The sequence below is a fragment of the Ochrobactrum sp. PL_is501 genome, assembly GCF_055816895.1.
The window spans coordinates 162,998-176,630 of sequence record NZ_JBVPGR010000036.1 but is presented as its reverse complement, the minus strand read 5'-3'; the positions used below and the strand labels follow the sequence as shown (position 1 = coordinate 176,630).

The 13,633-nt window shown below is 58.1% G+C and carries 15 protein-coding genes; 7 read left to right on the top strand and 8 right to left on the bottom strand.

All coding sequences use genetic code 11. From position 1 onward, the window contains the following. Window positions 1-31: 31 nt before the first annotated feature. The gene (locus AC0TOF_RS14255; RefSeq protein ID WP_473768742.1) at window positions 32-316 is read right to left on the bottom strand and encodes a hypothetical protein; all 285 of its coding nucleotides are present in this window, start codon (window positions 314-316) and stop codon (window positions 32-34) included. Here AC0TOF_RS14255 and AC0TOF_RS14250 point away from each other — a divergent pair. Both AC0TOF_RS14250 and sbmA read left to right on the top strand, forming a co-directional pair. Then, window positions 305-1,486, top strand: a complete 1,182-nt coding sequence (locus AC0TOF_RS14250) for a YbfB/YjiJ family MFS transporter (protein ID WP_473768741.1) — start codon at window positions 305-307, stop codon at window positions 1,484-1,486. The two genes, AC0TOF_RS14255 and AC0TOF_RS14250, sit on opposite strands and share 12 nt — an antisense overlap. Before the next feature lie 82 nt (window positions 1,487-1,568). Next, complete coding sequence (sbmA, locus tag AC0TOF_RS14245; RefSeq protein WP_473768740.1) at window positions 1,569-2,819, top strand: peptide antibiotic transporter SbmA; 1,251 nt, start codon at window positions 1,569-1,571, stop codon at window positions 2,817-2,819. 2 nt (window positions 2,820-2,821) lie between these two features. On the opposite strand, the gene AC0TOF_RS14240 is transcribed toward sbmA, so the two are convergent. After that, on the bottom strand, window positions 2,822-3,817 hold the full coding sequence (locus AC0TOF_RS14240; protein WP_473768739.1) for a polysaccharide deacetylase family protein: 996 nt from the start codon (window positions 3,815-3,817) through the stop codon (window positions 2,822-2,824). 305 nt (window positions 3,818-4,122) lie between these two features. Here AC0TOF_RS14240 and AC0TOF_RS14235 point away from each other — a divergent pair, with 305 nt between their 5' ends. Together AC0TOF_RS14235 and der are read left to right on the top strand one after the other, a co-directional pair. Then, on the top strand, window positions 4,123-4,806 hold the full coding sequence (locus tag AC0TOF_RS14235) for a tetratricopeptide repeat protein (protein ID WP_122000567.1): 684 nt from the start codon (window positions 4,123-4,125) through the stop codon (window positions 4,804-4,806). A 30-nt stretch (window positions 4,807-4,836) separates the two neighbouring features. Next, window positions 4,837-6,288, top strand: coding sequence for a ribosome biogenesis GTPase Der (gene der, locus AC0TOF_RS14230; protein ID WP_473768738.1), 1,452 nt, complete (start codon window positions 4,837-4,839; stop codon window positions 6,286-6,288). Window positions 6,289-6,339: 51 nt separating this feature from the next. Here der and AC0TOF_RS14225 read toward each other — a convergent pair whose 3' ends face one another. Together AC0TOF_RS14225 and AC0TOF_RS14220 are read right to left on the bottom strand one after the other, a co-directional pair. Next, window positions 6,340-6,942: an OmpA family protein gene (locus tag AC0TOF_RS14225; RefSeq protein WP_473768737.1), complete on the bottom strand. Its 603-nt coding sequence runs from the start codon at window positions 6,940-6,942 to the stop codon at window positions 6,340-6,342. Window positions 6,943-6,951: 9 nt separating this feature from the next. Further along, the gene (locus AC0TOF_RS14220) at window positions 6,952-7,425 is read right to left on the bottom strand and encodes a hypothetical protein (RefSeq protein WP_473768736.1); all 474 of its coding nucleotides are present in this window, start codon (window positions 7,423-7,425) and stop codon (window positions 6,952-6,954) included. A 347-nt stretch (window positions 7,426-7,772) separates the two neighbouring features. Between AC0TOF_RS14220 and AC0TOF_RS14215 the strand changes: the two genes are divergently transcribed. Further along, a complete protein-coding gene (locus AC0TOF_RS14215) occupies window positions 7,773-9,092 on the top strand; it encodes an Hsp70 family protein (RefSeq protein ID WP_473768735.1) in 1,320 nt (439 codons plus the stop codon). A 54-nt stretch (window positions 9,093-9,146) separates the two neighbouring features. Here AC0TOF_RS14215 and AC0TOF_RS14210 read toward each other — a convergent pair whose 3' ends face one another. Both AC0TOF_RS14210 and AC0TOF_RS14205 read right to left on the bottom strand, forming a co-directional pair. Continuing rightward, entirely contained in the window at window positions 9,147-9,689 is a 543-nt protein-coding gene (locus AC0TOF_RS14210; protein ID WP_473768734.1) for a L,D-transpeptidase family protein, read from the bottom strand. A gap of 243 nt (window positions 9,690-9,932) precedes the next feature. Further along, window positions 9,933-10,355, bottom strand: a complete 423-nt coding sequence (locus AC0TOF_RS14205; RefSeq protein ID WP_473768733.1) for a hypothetical protein — start codon at window positions 10,353-10,355, stop codon at window positions 9,933-9,935. Window positions 10,356-10,501: 146 nt separating this feature from the next. Here AC0TOF_RS14205 and AC0TOF_RS14200 point away from each other — a divergent pair, with 146 nt between their 5' ends. Continuing rightward, complete coding sequence (locus AC0TOF_RS14200; protein WP_473768732.1) at window positions 10,502-11,164, top strand: TenA family protein; 663 nt, start codon at window positions 10,502-10,504, stop codon at window positions 11,162-11,164. On the opposite strand, the gene AC0TOF_RS14195 is transcribed toward AC0TOF_RS14200, so the two are convergent. Both AC0TOF_RS14195 and AC0TOF_RS14190 read right to left on the bottom strand, forming a co-directional pair. Further along, window positions 11,165-11,575 carry a lysozyme inhibitor LprI family protein gene (locus AC0TOF_RS14195; RefSeq protein WP_122000559.1) on the bottom strand — a complete coding sequence of 137 codons (411 nt, stop codon included), beginning with the start codon at window positions 11,573-11,575 and terminating at the stop codon, window positions 11,165-11,167. 111 nt (window positions 11,576-11,686) lie between these two features. Continuing rightward, on the bottom strand, window positions 11,687-12,079 hold the full coding sequence (locus AC0TOF_RS14190; protein WP_473768731.1) for a GFA family protein: 393 nt from the start codon (window positions 12,077-12,079) through the stop codon (window positions 11,687-11,689). A gap of 200 nt (window positions 12,080-12,279) precedes the next feature. Here AC0TOF_RS14190 and AC0TOF_RS14185 point away from each other — a divergent pair, with 200 nt between their 5' ends. Continuing rightward, window positions 12,280-13,569 (top strand): cell wall hydrolase, encoded by a 1,290-nt coding sequence (locus AC0TOF_RS14185; RefSeq protein WP_473768730.1) that lies wholly within the window; start codon window positions 12,280-12,282, stop codon window positions 13,567-13,569. The last annotated feature ends 64 nt before the right edge of the window (window positions 13,570-13,633 follow it).

The following is a 13,633-nucleotide window of genomic DNA, read 5'->3' as shown; positions in this document are numbered from 1 at the left end:
CGTATTCCTTCAATATGAGCATGAAGGAAGGTTAGTACCAGCGCGCCGAGGCTACACTCCGCTGCTTGCTTTCAAATTCGAAACAGTGACGTTGCCCCATCTGCTTCCAGCTTTTATGCCACGCGGTAAACCCGCAGGCAAAGACCAGCAGGCTATTGGCGCGCCGCCCCCAATGGCCGGGCAGCGGCAAAAGGCGGGAAACGGTTTCAGCGTCATTCCAGGTGATCGATCCGATCAGAAAAATTGAATTGTCCCGCCGGGCGCGAGGTTTATGTTCCTGGCGAACAACAGAGACCTCCCTCGAATGAACCAGCAAATTTTTCCCCGACGCAACACTGCCGTCCGCTATGCCTTCGGCGGTTTTCTCGCCATGGCCGCCGCCATGGGGATCGGGCGCTTCATCTATACGCCGATCCTGCCCGGAATGATGGCCGATATCGGCTTCACCGCCGCCGATGCCGGTTTTATCGCGTCTGCAAACTACATCGGCTATCTGCTGGGGGCGGTCGTCGCCGGCTACGGCTGGTCTGCGGGCATCGAACGGGCAAGCGTGATCGCGGGCCTGATAATCAGCGGTTTGCTGTGTGCGGCCATGGCGCTTTTTGACGGCGTATGGCTGTTTTCCATCATCCGCTTTGCGGCGGGCTTCATAAGCGCGGTGACGATGATCCTGTGCACGGCAATCGTGCTGAGCCACGTAACGGCGGCGGAAAAGGCGGGGCTTGGAGCCTTGCATTTCGGCGGCGTCGGCAGCGGCATAGCGCTTTCCGCCGTTATGGTGGCGCTGATCCGCTTTGCCGGACTTGATTGGCGCGCAGACTGGATCGGCGCTGCGGCCCTGACCATCGTGATGGTTGTTCTGGTTGCGGCTTTCGTGAAGGAAGGTCCGGTCGGCGGAAACAGCGGCACGCGTGAGCCGCCGCTCCCCAAAAGCCTCGCCTTCAACGCGCTGGCGCTGGCCTATGGGATTTTCGGCTTCGGCTATGTCATCACGGCGACGTTCCTGATTGCAATCGTGCGCGCGACCGATGGCGGTCCGCTTATGGAAGCCTCCGTGTGGGTGGTGACCGGCCTGACGGCTGCGCCCTCGATCTGGCTTTGGGGTCCGGCTGCGAAGAAGTTCGGTCTTTTCCACGCATTTGCCCTGACCGCCATTCTGGAGGCCATCGGTGTTGCCGCGAGCGTGGTTCTGGCACCGCCGCTTGGGCCGCTTGTGGGCGGCGCGCTTCTCGGCATCACCTTCATGGCATTGACCGCATTCGGATTGCAGATAGCCCGCATGCTCGCACCGGCGTCACCGAAACGCGCTCTGGCGCGAATGACCGTCTGCTTCAGCATCGGCCAGATCGTCGGTCCGCTGGTGGCAGGCTTCATGGCGCAGCGCTCCGGTTCGTTTACCTCGGCAAGCCTGGCCGCAGCGCTCTCGCTGGTGGTCGTCGCGGTGCTAGGCATCGTGGCGGGACGCGCTGCCGGAACAAGGGGCTGAAAACCTTACAGGAATTTAACTGGTAAAGGCGCAAGGACCGGCTTCTTATGAGGATAGTTCCTCAGGAGTTGGATGTAATCCGGTGTTTGTGTCGTTCTTTCCCCGCCCGAAACTGTTCTTCTGGTCCGCTCTCGGCTGGTGCCTGCTGGCGATAATCGGTTGGTACGAGGGAGGAGAAAGGCTGGGCGCAACATTCGGCCTGCCGCCGCTGGCGCATGACGCTGCGCCGATCATCGGCGCAAGCGTCTTCTGGTCGGCGCCGTTTCTCTGGTTCTATATCTATTTCGCGGTGGCGGTGTTCGCGTTCTATCTGTTCTGGGCGTGGTTCTCTCCGCATCCGTGGCAGCGCTGGTCGATACTCGGATCGGCGCTGATCCTGTTCACCACCTATTTCGGCGTGCAGGTCAGCGTGGCGGTCAATGCCTGGTATGGGCCGTTCTACGACATGATACAGAAGGCGCTGACAACACCCGGCGCCGTAAGCGCGTCCGATTTCTACTGGGGGCTGGTCACTTTTGCCAAGATTGCTTTTATTAGCGTTACGATCAGCGTTTTGAGCCTCTTCTTCGTCAGCCATTATATCTTCCGATGGCGCACGGCGATGAATGACTATTATGTCAGGTACTGGCCGAAACTGCGTTCCATCGAAGGCGCTGCACAGCGTGTGCAGGAAGATACGATGCGCTTTTCAACGACGCTGGAACAGCTCGGTGTCAATCTGGTGAAAGCTATTCTGACGCTGATCGCCTTTCTGCCGGTCCTGTTCAGCTTTTCCGAGAAAATCACCGAGTTGCCGGTTATCGGCACAATACCACATGCGCTTGTATGGGCGGCTGTTTTCTGGGCTGCCTTCGGGACCGGTCTGCTGGCGCTGGTCGGCATCAAGCTGCCTGGGCTGGAGTTCAACAACCAGCGCGTGGAAGCGGCTTACCGCAAGGAACTCGTCTATGGTGAAGATCATGACGATCGCGCCGGGCCAGTCACAATGGCCGAATTGTTCCGCAACGTCCGGCACAATTATTTCCGGCTCTATTTCCACTATGTCTATTTCAACGTGGCCCGCATTTTCTATCTGCAGGCCGACAATATTTTCGCGACCCTGATCCTCATACCGTCCATCGTGGCTGGAAAGCTGACGCTTGGCCTGATGAACCAGATCATCAATGTATTTTCGCAGGTACAAGAATCGTTCCAGTATCTCGTCAAATCGTGGACGACGATCATCGAGCTGTTGTCGATCTACAAGCGCCTGAGAGCTTTTGAGGCAACTATCCGCGACGAGCCGCTACCCGCGCTGGATCTCGAAAATCTGGAAACACTGCCTTCGGCCTGAAGTCAGGACCTGTTCTGGCCTGCGTGGACCGTCTCCCTGTCGAGACTGTCCAGATAATCGCCATAGGTCGTGCATTTGACATCCGGCTTGGTGCAGACTTCCGTCACCAGCCGTTCCATGGCGCGCCAGTAGGCGCCGTCATTCATCAGCACGAAATGAAAGCCAAGCTGAAGCGGAATGCGCTCGCCCGCATATTGCCTGTCGAAGGCTGCCCGGAAAGCCTTGTAGGCCCGCTCCTCGAACGCCGCCGATTGCAGCACGGCTTCCTTGCCCTTCGAGTGGCGGACATAGAGATTATAGTCCATCGCCACGATGGGACGCTGCGACGGACCTTCCGGGATAAGCGGCAATCCGAACGAGGCGAACCGGCCGGCAATTATCGGCTCTTCCGGGCCGCGGGTGACGGACGACGCCTGATAGCGAAAGCCGTTCGCCTTCAGCGCATCCTGCACCGGCTTCGATGCGGCGAGATAGGGCGCGCGGAAACCGTCAATGCCCTTCAGCGCCAGATCGCGCCAGCCTTCCGGCTCGCCTTCGATGCCGTTATTCTTGTAGGCGTCAGCGGTGATGCGGCGGAATTCCCTGATCTCCTTGTCCCAATCGGCGGTCGACCAGTCGGTGCCGTCAAAATGGCCGCAGCCATGGCTGGCGATCTCGTTTCCTTCCAGATGCGCCTGCCAGATATTGCCAAGGCGGGCGACGACTTCATCGCGGCTGAGCGCGAAGCCGACATTGGACGATCCCGCCCGCTTGCGAGGCGGCTGGTAATCCCGCCGGTTCTGCTTGGTCATCAGGAAGACGCAGGACAGGAAATAGGTGAAATGCGCGTTGTTTTTCTTCGCCAATTCGCGCGAGCGGGTCCACAGCGCATTGTCATGCGCGCCATCGAAGGAGATCAGCACATATTGCGGCTTTGCGGGCGCCGGTTCCGCCTGCGCGGTGCAGGTGGAAAGAGCCAGGGCTGAAAGAAGAACAGGGCGGGGGGACAGAAAGCGCATGGACCACTAAACGAGGGGGGAGGAGGAAGGGTTCCGAAGAATTGTCACAAGAGCGGTTCCTATTTTTAATGAATCATCGGAATCGCTCTAACTATTTGTTTTGTCGCATTTTCCAACGCAAAACCGTTTCACACTTTTGCTGGAAATGCTCTATTCCTTGAATAAGGCTATTGTCGGACCGAAATGCACTTTGTGACACGTGTTTCGGCTTATTTCACAGACGGGTCTTACATATGGCGACAATTCCGACTAAAAGCGCCAGAACATCTATTTCGTAAACCAGTTTCAAGAACGATGGCAGGTCCATGGCAGACGACAGTTTCATTCGCGAGGTAAACGAGGAACTCCGTTCGGAACGGGCAAAGCAGGTCTGGAAGAATTTCGGCCCGGTCGTGATTGGTGCTGCCGTTGCGATCGTTCTGGGAACGGCTGGCTGGGTCGGCTATCAGCACTGGACCGACAGCAAGGCTTCCGCTTCCGGCGACAAGTTTCTGGCCGCGCTTGATCTCGCCTCGGCAGGCAAGAACGATGAGGCGCTTGCTGCGCTCGACGATCTGGAAAAGACCGGCTACGGCTCCTATCCGGTGCTGGCGCGTCTTCGCGCCGCTTCGGTGATCGCCGACAAGGGCGATGCCGCCGGTGCCGTGAAGGCTTTCGATGACGTTGCCGCCGACAACGCAGTACCCGCGCCGCTGCGCGATGTGGCGCGTTTGCGGGCAGGCTATCTGCTGGTCGACAGCGGTTCTTATGACGATGTGGCCAAGCGCGTGGAAACGCTGTCCGTCGACGGCAACCCGATGCGTTCAAGCGCGCGGGAAGCCTTGGGGCTGGCTGCTTGGAAGGCCGAGCGTTTCGATGATGCGGTCAAGCTGTTCCAGCAGATTGCCAATGACAGCCTTGCTCCGGCCAATACCCGCCAGCGTTCCAATACGATGCTCGATCTGATGCGCAGCGCGGGCGTCAAGGTGCCCGACGCGCAAAATACATAAACATTTTGATTTCTGGAGTTATCTTCTCCCATGGGTTTCACAGTCGCCATCGTCGGGCGTCCCAATGTCGGCAAGTCCACGCTGTTCAATCGCCTCGTCGGCCGCAAGCTGGCGCTGGTCGATGACCTGCCGGGCGTCACGCGCGACCGGCGCATCCACGATGCCAAGCTTTACGATCTGAAATTTCAGGTCATCGACACGGCCGGTCTGGAAGAAGCTGCCAATGACAGTCTGGAAGCGCGCATGCGCGCCCAGACCGAGGCCGCCATTCAGGAAGCGGACGTGATCCTGTTCGTCATCGATGCCAAGGCCGGTGTCACGCCGACCGACAGTACCTTTGCCGAAGTGGTGCGCCGTTCCGGCAAGCCGGTCGTGCTGGTGGCCAACAAGGCGGAAGCGCGCGGTGCGCAATCCGGCATGTATGACGCTTTCCAGCTTGGCCTTGGCGAACCGTGCCCGATCTCTGCCGAGCACGGCCAGGGCATGCCCGACCTGCGCGACGCGATTGTCGAGCTTTTGGGCGAAGAGCGCGTCTTTGCCGACGAGAAGGAAGAAGAAGCCGCCGATGAGGTTTTCACGCCGAAGGCTGTCGGCGAACTGATCGGCGACGACATCGAGGACCCGGACGAAGAAGAAATCCCGGCCTATGATGCCACCAAGCCGATGCGCATCGCCATTGTCGGACGCCCGAATGCTGGCAAGTCCACGATGATCAACACGATGCTCGGCGAAGACCGCCTGCTGACCGGACCGGAAGCAGGCATTACGCGTGACTCGATCTCGGTGGATTGGGAATGGCGGGGCCGCAAGATCAAGCTGTTCGACACGGCTGGCCTGCGCCGCAAGTCGCGCGTGCAGGAAAAGCTCGAAAAGCTGTCGGTCGCCGATGGCCTGCGTGCCATCCGGTTTGCGGAAGTCGTGATCATCGTGCTCGACGCGACGATCCCGTTCGAGAAGCAGGATTTGCAGATCGCCGATCTCATCATCCGTGAGGGCCGGGCGCCGATCATCGCATTCAACAAATGGGATTTGATCGAAGACCGCCAGATGGTTCTCGCCGATCTCTACGAAAAGACGGCCCGCCTGCTGCCGCAGGTGCGCGGGCTTCGCGCCGTGCCGATTTCCGGAGAGCGCGGACAGGGCATCGACAAGCTCATGGAGAATGTCGTCAAGACCCACGAAATCTGGAATCGCCGCATTTCGACCGGGCGCCTCAACCGCTGGCTGACGGGTGTCATCGCGCACCAGCCGCCACCGGCAGTTTCGGGTCGCCGCCTGAAGGTGAAATATATGACGCAGGTAAAGACCCGCCCGCCGGGCTTCGTCGTCTCCTGCTCGCGCCCCGATGCGATGCCGCAATCCTATGTGCGCTATCTCATCAACGGCCTGCGCGAAACTTTCGACATGCCGGGCGTGCCGATCAGGCTTTCCTTGCGCACCTCGGACAACCCGTTCGCAGGCCGCGCCAAAAAGAAGAAGTGACAAAAAGCCCGGAGCGATCCGGGCTTATTCTGTTTCCAACGGTGAGGCGTATCATGCTTTCGGCAGCACAAATTCGACACGCCGGTTTTGCGCCCGCCCGTCGGGATTGTCTTTGCCTTTGATTTCGTTGGGCGCGACAGGCTCGCTTTCGCCATGCCCCTCCGGTTTCAACCGCGCGGATTGAACGCCATTGCTGACGAGAAACCCGACCACGGCATCGGCGCGGTTTTTCGACAGTTTATCGTTGTAGCTGTCCGACCCTTTCGAATCCGTATGGCCGACAACGCGAACGGCAGAATCCGGCATGCTTTCCAATATTCTGGCAATATCGGTCAGTGTCGCCTTGGCTTTGCCCGTCAGTTTGGCACTGTCGAAATCGAACAAAATATCACTCGTCACGGAAAGGACGATGCTTTCGTCCGTTTCCCGCATGGTGATATTGCCGCTTTTCTCGACAATTTGTTGCGCAGCGCTGGACAGGCCCCGTGCTTTGCCATCGGTGCTGCCCGATGCTGAAACAAGATCGCGGATCTCCGGTACGAGATCACGGATATAGGCACTGTTATCGGTGCCCGTGTCTTGCGCGGATGCGATGGATGGCAGGCAAAGCGCGGCGAGGCCGAGAACGATGCTGCCCAGGGTAAGACTGGTCATGGCTCGCCCCTATTCGGCGGGAATGGCGAAAGGCCCGAGCGGCTCGACTCCCTTAATATAGAGCGTCACCTTCTGGCCCTTCGGTGGCGCGGGAAAGACGCCGTGCCAGACGCCGACGACCTGGCCCGTGCCGAACAGGGAAACTGAAGCAGGCGCGAGCGGCTTGCCTTCGGAATCCTTCAGCAGAAGATATTTTTTGTCGCCTGCGAGAAGATAATATTCATTCTCGTAGTCTTTGTCCGACAGTTCTCTGTAAAGCGTCGTCGAAACACTCCCGCCTTCCTTGGCATTGATGAAACGGACCTTGACGGTCACCTTGTCGCCATCAGCCACGACACCGCTCACCTCTGCGGTGGCCTGACCGCTGCTGTGATAGCCGCTTGCTATGGGCTGTCCGGTTGTCGCCTGGGCATTGGCAATGTGAGGAAGCGTACTGGCCGAAAGCAGGGCAGCCGCAAGAACGGTACGGGATAGAAGCGCCATGTTTATCGCTTTCATCTGTTGGGGGGGCTTGGAAATAGCGAAACCGGATGGACAACATCTGGCATTGCCAAGGTGGTGAAAACAAATAAGCGGAGCAGTTCACGGATGTGACTGAAAGGTGAACTGCTCATGATGCGTTGCAGAAACCTAGCAGGCAGACGAAAGAGATCGTGTAAACTTTCGAGGCAGCCATTAATATTTGCGTGACCGGGAATTTTTCTCATTCGGGTGGCAATGATTGCAATCGTGATCGCAACCAGTGTTTAATTTCGCACTTTCGGGTTGAGCTTGGCTCTGGCGACTGCTAATCCGCCCGCTCCCCGATTTCCTCCAAAAAAGGTGCAGTAATGACGAAGGCTGACCAGAGCCCATTTGATGGCGTGACTTTGGGCATCGATTTCGGCACGACCAACACGGTTCTTTCCGTTGCCGCGCCGGATGGCACGACTGCCGTTCTGAGTGTGCCGAAGGATGGGGTTGATATTACCGGCTACCGTTCGGTTCTCTGCTTCTGGCAGGATCGAGAAACCGGGGAGCGCACCGTCGAAAGCGGGCCGTGGGCGATGGACGTATTCGTCAATGCGCCGCACTCCACGCGCATGCTGCAATCGTTCAAGACATTCGCGGCCTCGAAATCCTTCACCGACACGCCTGTTTTCGGCAAGCGGTTCAAGTTCGAGGATATCCTGACCACTTTCCTCAACACGGTTGCCGCGCGGCTGGGCGACCGTCTGCCGCCAAAGGGCAATCGCGTGGTTATCGGAAGGCCCGTGATCTTTGCGGGCGCATCGCCCGATGAAGCGCTGGCCATGCAGCGCTATGAAAAGGCGTTTCGGGCGTTCGGCTTCACCGACATTCATTATGTTTATGAGCCTGTCGCCGCTGCCTATTTTTATGCGCAGGAACTGACAGCCGCATCCACTGTTCTGGTGGCCGACTTCGGCGGCGGCACCAGCGACTTTTCCATCGTGCGGTTCGACGTGGGCAGGCAAGGCTTGAGCTTCACGCCGCTCAGCCAGACGGGCGTCGGCATCGCGGGCGATACGTTCGATTACCGTATCATCGACAATGCCGTTTCGCCGCTGCTTGGAAAGGGGACTGAATATCAGTCCTTCGGCAAGAGGCTGACCGTGCCCAACCATTATTATGCAAATTTTGCACGCTGGAACACGCTGTTCCTGATGAACTCTCCGGCCACCATTCGCGATCTGGACGAACTGGCCCGGCAAGCGGTTGACCCGAAGCCGCTCGAACATTTCATCAACCTGATCGAGAACGATTACGGCTACGAAATTTACCGCGCCGTGTCGGACCTCAAGGTGCGCCTTTCAACGCAGCGCATGTCGGAACTGCACTTCAAGGCCGACGATTTTGAAATTCGCACCGACATTACCCGCAATGATTTCGAAAACTGGATCGCGGAGGATGTGCGCCAGATCGAAAACTCGGTGCAGCAGGCGGTCGACAAGGCAGCGCTGGAAACCTCGTCTATCGATCGGGTTTTCCTCACGGGCGGCACGTCTTTCGTGCCGGTCATCCGCACCGTGTTTGAAAGCCGCTTCCCCGATGCCGAGGTGACAAGCTCGAACCAGTTCGATTCCATTGCCAACGGCCTCGCCTTGATCGGGCAGAGCGCGGATATCGAACGCTGGTCGGTCAAGAGTTAGTGCGGTTTCAACGATCCCGTTAAAGCAGGAACCGCTCGAAAAGCATTTGGAAGATCAGGGCAGGATTTCAATCGGCGTCCCGGTCGGAACCCTGGCCCATATGTCACGCATTTCCGCATCGGTGACGGCAATGCAGCCATCAGTCCAGTCCCAGAGCCGGTGTGCCGATGCCAGCCAGCCCCAGCCATTCGGCAGACCATGGATCATGATATTGCCGCCCGGTGCGTGACCGGCTGTCGCTGCGGCCTGCTTGTCGTTTTCGTTCGGATAGGAAATATGCAGGCTCAGATGCGCCATCGAACGCGGGTTGCGCCAGTCGATGACGTAACGCCCTTCCGGTGTCTTTTCATCGCCTTCGCGCTGCTTGTGCCCGCCATCGCCGTTGCTGCCGAGCGATATGCGATAGGTGCCGATTGTCCTGCCGTCGCGAAGCAGGAACATCTGACGACTGGCCTTTTCCACGCGGATCGCATCGGCCTGCTGGTCGGACGGTGCGGCAAGGGGAGGCTCGACGAGGCTGATCCGGGCCATGACCTTCGTATAGCCGAACAGGCCAATAGCGATGAGCGCTACGGCGAAAAGGATTTTCTTGGTCATGCCCCACACTTCGAATAGATCTGTATCCGGTCGCTTCTCACCAATAATTGGGGCCTTCACAAGGCAACTATGATCTGTGGAGCCGTCCCTCCCACTTAGCACTACAGTTGCATTCTTCGTGATGCCGGGCTGCAAAAAGCAATTTGTCTGCGTTCCGGTGCTCACGTACCTTTAAGTACGCTCCGCTCCGGTACTCGAAAATCACTCTTTTCGCCACGGCCTGACGAATTTGCAACTGTAGTGCTAGGAAGCGGTTGCCGTATCCGCGAAACAGGTGGCGATTTCCTTGTTGGCGCCGAGCTTTTCAGCCCATTTGACCAGATCGGGTATCTCGCTTCTTTCAGCCATCCCGCCCCAGACGTCCTTCAGTTTGGGTGACTTGCCGGAAAGGTCGAAAAAGAAATAGCCCGGATCAGCCACCGGAACATCCGCATAGGCGACCGCCCAGTTGCCATATTGCATGAAGCTCTCAATGTTGACGGAAGCCGGTTTGACTTTCTTGCCGAGGCTTTGCGCGATGAGAGACCTGTAGTCCGTTTTCTGTTGCTTGGTCAGTGTCGTCGTCACGCCGTCACAGGCAGATTTGGCGAAGGCACTGCCGGTCGGAAGAGCCATCGCAACAGCAAGCAGAAGCGCCGCACGGGCAGGCGAAAAATATGTGTTCATTCTTTCCCTCAGAAAAATGTCCACTTCATTTAAGCAGCATAACCAATCCGTCGCCGATGCATAAGGGGATTTTGACAGGCGCATTGCCGATGCGGAACAGCGCCGATAAGGTCCGGTCACTAAAATATAAAGGAGTCGGTCTTTTTATGCCAAGTGATGCCAAAGCCGGACGTTTCACCGACGGTCTTCGTCAGAACGCCGAACCATTCTGGTCGCAAGCCGTCGGCCATCGCCTTGTCAGCGAAATTTATGCCGGTACGGTCGCGCCCGATGTCATGACGCGCTATCTGGTGCAGGACCATCGGTTCATCGACTGCTTTTTATCACTGCTGGGCGGAACACTCGTCAATTGTGACCGGATGGAAGCCAAGCTGACTTTAGGCCGCTTCATCGGCATGATCAGCAGCGATGAAAACTCCTATTTCGAGCGCGCTTTTGCAAAACTTGCGGTCTCCGACGCCGAGCGTTTCGATGCGCCTGACGCGGCGCCAACTGCTGCATTCAAGGATCTGATGCTGGAGGCTGCGCGCTCCGGTTCCTATGCGGTCTGCCTGTCAGTGCTGACGGTCGCCGAATGGCTTTATCTCGACTGGGCTGAAAAAGCGCCGAAGCCTTCGCCTGACGATTTCATTTTTTCAGAATGGATCGTGCTGCACGACAATCCATATTTTGTGGAGTTCGTGGGCTTCCTGCGTTCGGAGCTGGACCGGGTCGGCCCGGCGGCGGAAGAACGATGCCGGCAGTTCTTCCGCCGCGCAGTAGAACTGGAAAAGGCATTCTTCGACGCCGCCTATGAGAGCCGCAACTAATCAGTTACTGGCGGCAGGGAAGGGGCAATTGCTGTCTCCTTCCTCGCATTTGAGGTATTTCTTGAGGTCGTTGATGCGCTGTTGCGTAAGGCCGGACAGGCAGATCGAATAGGCCATGCCCGAAATGCTGCCGCCGCCCGCTGTCTGCATGTCGCATTCGGCATCACGAAACGCGATCCAGGCGCGCTGCGACTGAACCAGCTTTTTCTTCAGGTCGGCATCGTCGGCGCGGCGCTGCAAGGTCTTGAACACCTTGTTCAGCTCGGCATCCGACTTTTTGTAGGCTTTGCCATAGCATTCATTGAGTGCGGCTTGCGAACTGGCGTTCTGGCAGTCATCGGCCTGTGCCGTGGCAATGGCCGCAAATGAACTCAACAGGGCGCCAAAAATCCCGATTTTCAACCCGCGCATAAAATTACCCCCAAGGCAGTGATCACAATATCGCAGATAGAGCGGCTGTCGTGAAAGAAAAGATGGCAGCTAGGATGAGGACTTGATCAAATCCTCATCCTCATCCTCATCCTAATCCTCAAAGCGGCTCGATCCCTCACGGTCGCGCTCATAGCCATGCATTGCGGGGAAAGACGGCAGCCAGCTTTCGCGGCGGATGGTCCACAATTCATAGGTCGGCTTGAACTGATCCGGTGCGTTGAGCGAGCCGAGATTGATTTCGATCTCATCGCCGCTGTGTCCGAAAACGGACGACCCGCAGCGCGGGCAAAAATGGCGTCCCGCATAGTCGCGGGTTTCACCCTCGACCGTAACCGCGGTTTCGGGAAATATCGCAGAGGCGTGAAACAGTGCGCCGTGATGCTTGCGGCAGTCGAGGCAATGGCAGATGCCGACCCGGTAGGGCTGTCCCGCTGCTTCGAAGCGAACATTGCCGCACAGGCATCCGCCCATGACCTTTTCCATGATGCACCTCCTCATCGTAGCTGCCCGGTATTCGCAAAGCAGGATTCGCTTAAACCCTGCATTAACCATATTCGTTCATGGTTAACGCGCTGCTGATAATGACTGTATTCGCCAGAGCTGCAAGCGCGTCCTCACCCATCGGACAAGGTTAATACTCCGTTATCGCCGCATCGGTTTAGTCAGTGTGAGTGGAGTGTGCGGTGCGTCTTGTATCTTTACGAGCGCTGTTTGGTCGAAGGAAGGCCGTTGTCGAGCCGGTGTGGCATTACCCTGTCACGGGCTATTGCCCGGAAGAGGGGCGCTATTACGCCGTCCGTGCAAAGCCGCGCCAGACAGTCCATAAGCCGCACCGGCTGGTGCCGCTGGTTCTGGCGGTCATGGCATATCTTTTCAACGCCAATACAATTGCCTTTCAGGACATGGCAAGCCTGGTGCCCTCGGCCGACATGGGAACGCACCGCTGGACCGCCTTTGTCGCCAAGGCGCCGGTCGGCTCCGTCCATCAGGCCGAAATGCCGTTCGTGGATGCAACGACCGTGACGGGCAGCATCGCCGCCAACGGCATCGAAGTACCGGGCATAGGTCGCGTTGCGCTCTCTGGCGGACGCAAGACGGCAAAGCTCGGCACGGACGATCCGAACCCCGACGAAAACCGCATCAATCGTTCCGACAAGACGGGTCGCCTGGTCTCGGTTAAGCCGAAGGCCCCCGCCAAGGCCTTCACTGCCGGCAGCATGTTCGACAAGATCAGCATGATCACGCGTCCGCCGGAAAAGACGGACACGAAGATGGCTTTCTCCAGCAAGCTGGAAGGCAAGGAAATCGGCATCACCATGGCTTTCCATGCGGTGAAGCCGCCAAAGCCGCGTTCTGAAATGCCGACCCAGCTTGCCAAGCTCATTACCAATGACCAGCCGGATGTGCTGGCCCTTGGTTATGCGCCTGCAACGCCGGATTATGGCAAGACCTCGCCTTTCGAAAGCATTTTGAAGCCGCAGCCCGACGAAGGCCGCTTCGTGCCGCCGATCAGCGAACAGGATCATGAATGGGCGGCTACGCCCCTGCCGCCTTCCGCTTTCAGTTCGAGCGAACAGAAATGCCTTGCCGAAGCAGTTTATTATGAAGCGCGCGGCGAAACGGTGAAGGGACAGGTTGCGGTCGCCCAGGTTGTCCTCAACCGCGTGCGCAATCCCGCCTATCCGGGAACGATCTGTGGCGTCGTCTACCAGAATCGCGACTGGCTCAATGCCTGCCAGTTTTCCTTTGCCTGCGACGGCCAGAAGCACCGCGTCACTGAAATGCCGCAATGGCGCATGGCGCAGCAGGTGGCAAAGACGGTCTCGGCTGGCCAGATATGGCTGCCGGAAGTCGGTTCCGCCACCCATTATCACGCGACGTATGTTCGCCCGTTCTGGGCCCCGACCATGAAGAAGGTCACCAAGATCGGTCTTCACGTTTTCTACCGGACCTATGGCGGCGGGTGGAGCTGAGCGCCCATCGCCGGATTTCAACTCACGTTTTTGTTAGCGGACTAAACGGTCGAACAGGCGCATA

What these genes read in the sequence shown, in the direction of transcription:
- AC0TOF_RS14250 (WP_473768741.1), top strand. Translation starts at nt 305, where the DNA reads ATGAACCAGCAAATTTTTCCCCGACGCAACACTGCCGTCCGCTATGCC.
- AC0TOF_RS14240 (WP_473768739.1), bottom strand. Translation starts at nt 3,817, where the DNA reads ATGCGCTTTCTGTCCCCCCGCCCTGTTCTTCTTTCAGCCCTGGCTCTT.
- AC0TOF_RS14235 (WP_122000567.1), top strand. Translation starts at nt 4,123, where the DNA reads ATGGCAGACGACAGTTTCATTCGCGAGGTAAACGAGGAACTCCGTTCG.
- der (WP_473768738.1), top strand. Translation starts at nt 4,837, where the DNA reads ATGGGTTTCACAGTCGCCATCGTCGGGCGTCCCAATGTCGGCAAGTCC.
- AC0TOF_RS14225 (WP_473768737.1), bottom strand. Translation starts at nt 6,942, where the DNA reads ATGACCAGTCTTACCCTGGGCAGCATCGTTCTCGGCCTCGCCGCGCTT.
- AC0TOF_RS14220 (WP_473768736.1), bottom strand. Translation starts at nt 7,425, where the DNA reads ATGGCGCTTCTATCCCGTACCGTTCTTGCGGCTGCCCTGCTTTCGGCC.
- AC0TOF_RS14215 (WP_473768735.1), top strand. Translation starts at nt 7,773, where the DNA reads ATGACGAAGGCTGACCAGAGCCCATTTGATGGCGTGACTTTGGGCATC.
- AC0TOF_RS14210 (WP_473768734.1), bottom strand. Translation starts at nt 9,689, where the DNA reads ATGACCAAGAAAATCCTTTTCGCCGTAGCGCTCATCGCTATTGGCCTG.
- AC0TOF_RS14205 (WP_473768733.1), bottom strand. Translation starts at nt 10,355, where the DNA reads ATGAACACATATTTTTCGCCTGCCCGTGCGGCGCTTCTGCTTGCTGTT.
- AC0TOF_RS14200 (WP_473768732.1), top strand. Translation starts at nt 10,502, where the DNA reads ATGCCAAGTGATGCCAAAGCCGGACGTTTCACCGACGGTCTTCGTCAG.
- AC0TOF_RS14195 (WP_122000559.1), bottom strand. Translation starts at nt 11,575, where the DNA reads ATGCGCGGGTTGAAAATCGGGATTTTTGGCGCCCTGTTGAGTTCATTT.
- AC0TOF_RS14190 (WP_473768731.1), bottom strand. Translation starts at nt 12,079, where the DNA reads ATGGAAAAGGTCATGGGCGGATGCCTGTGCGGCAATGTTCGCTTCGAA.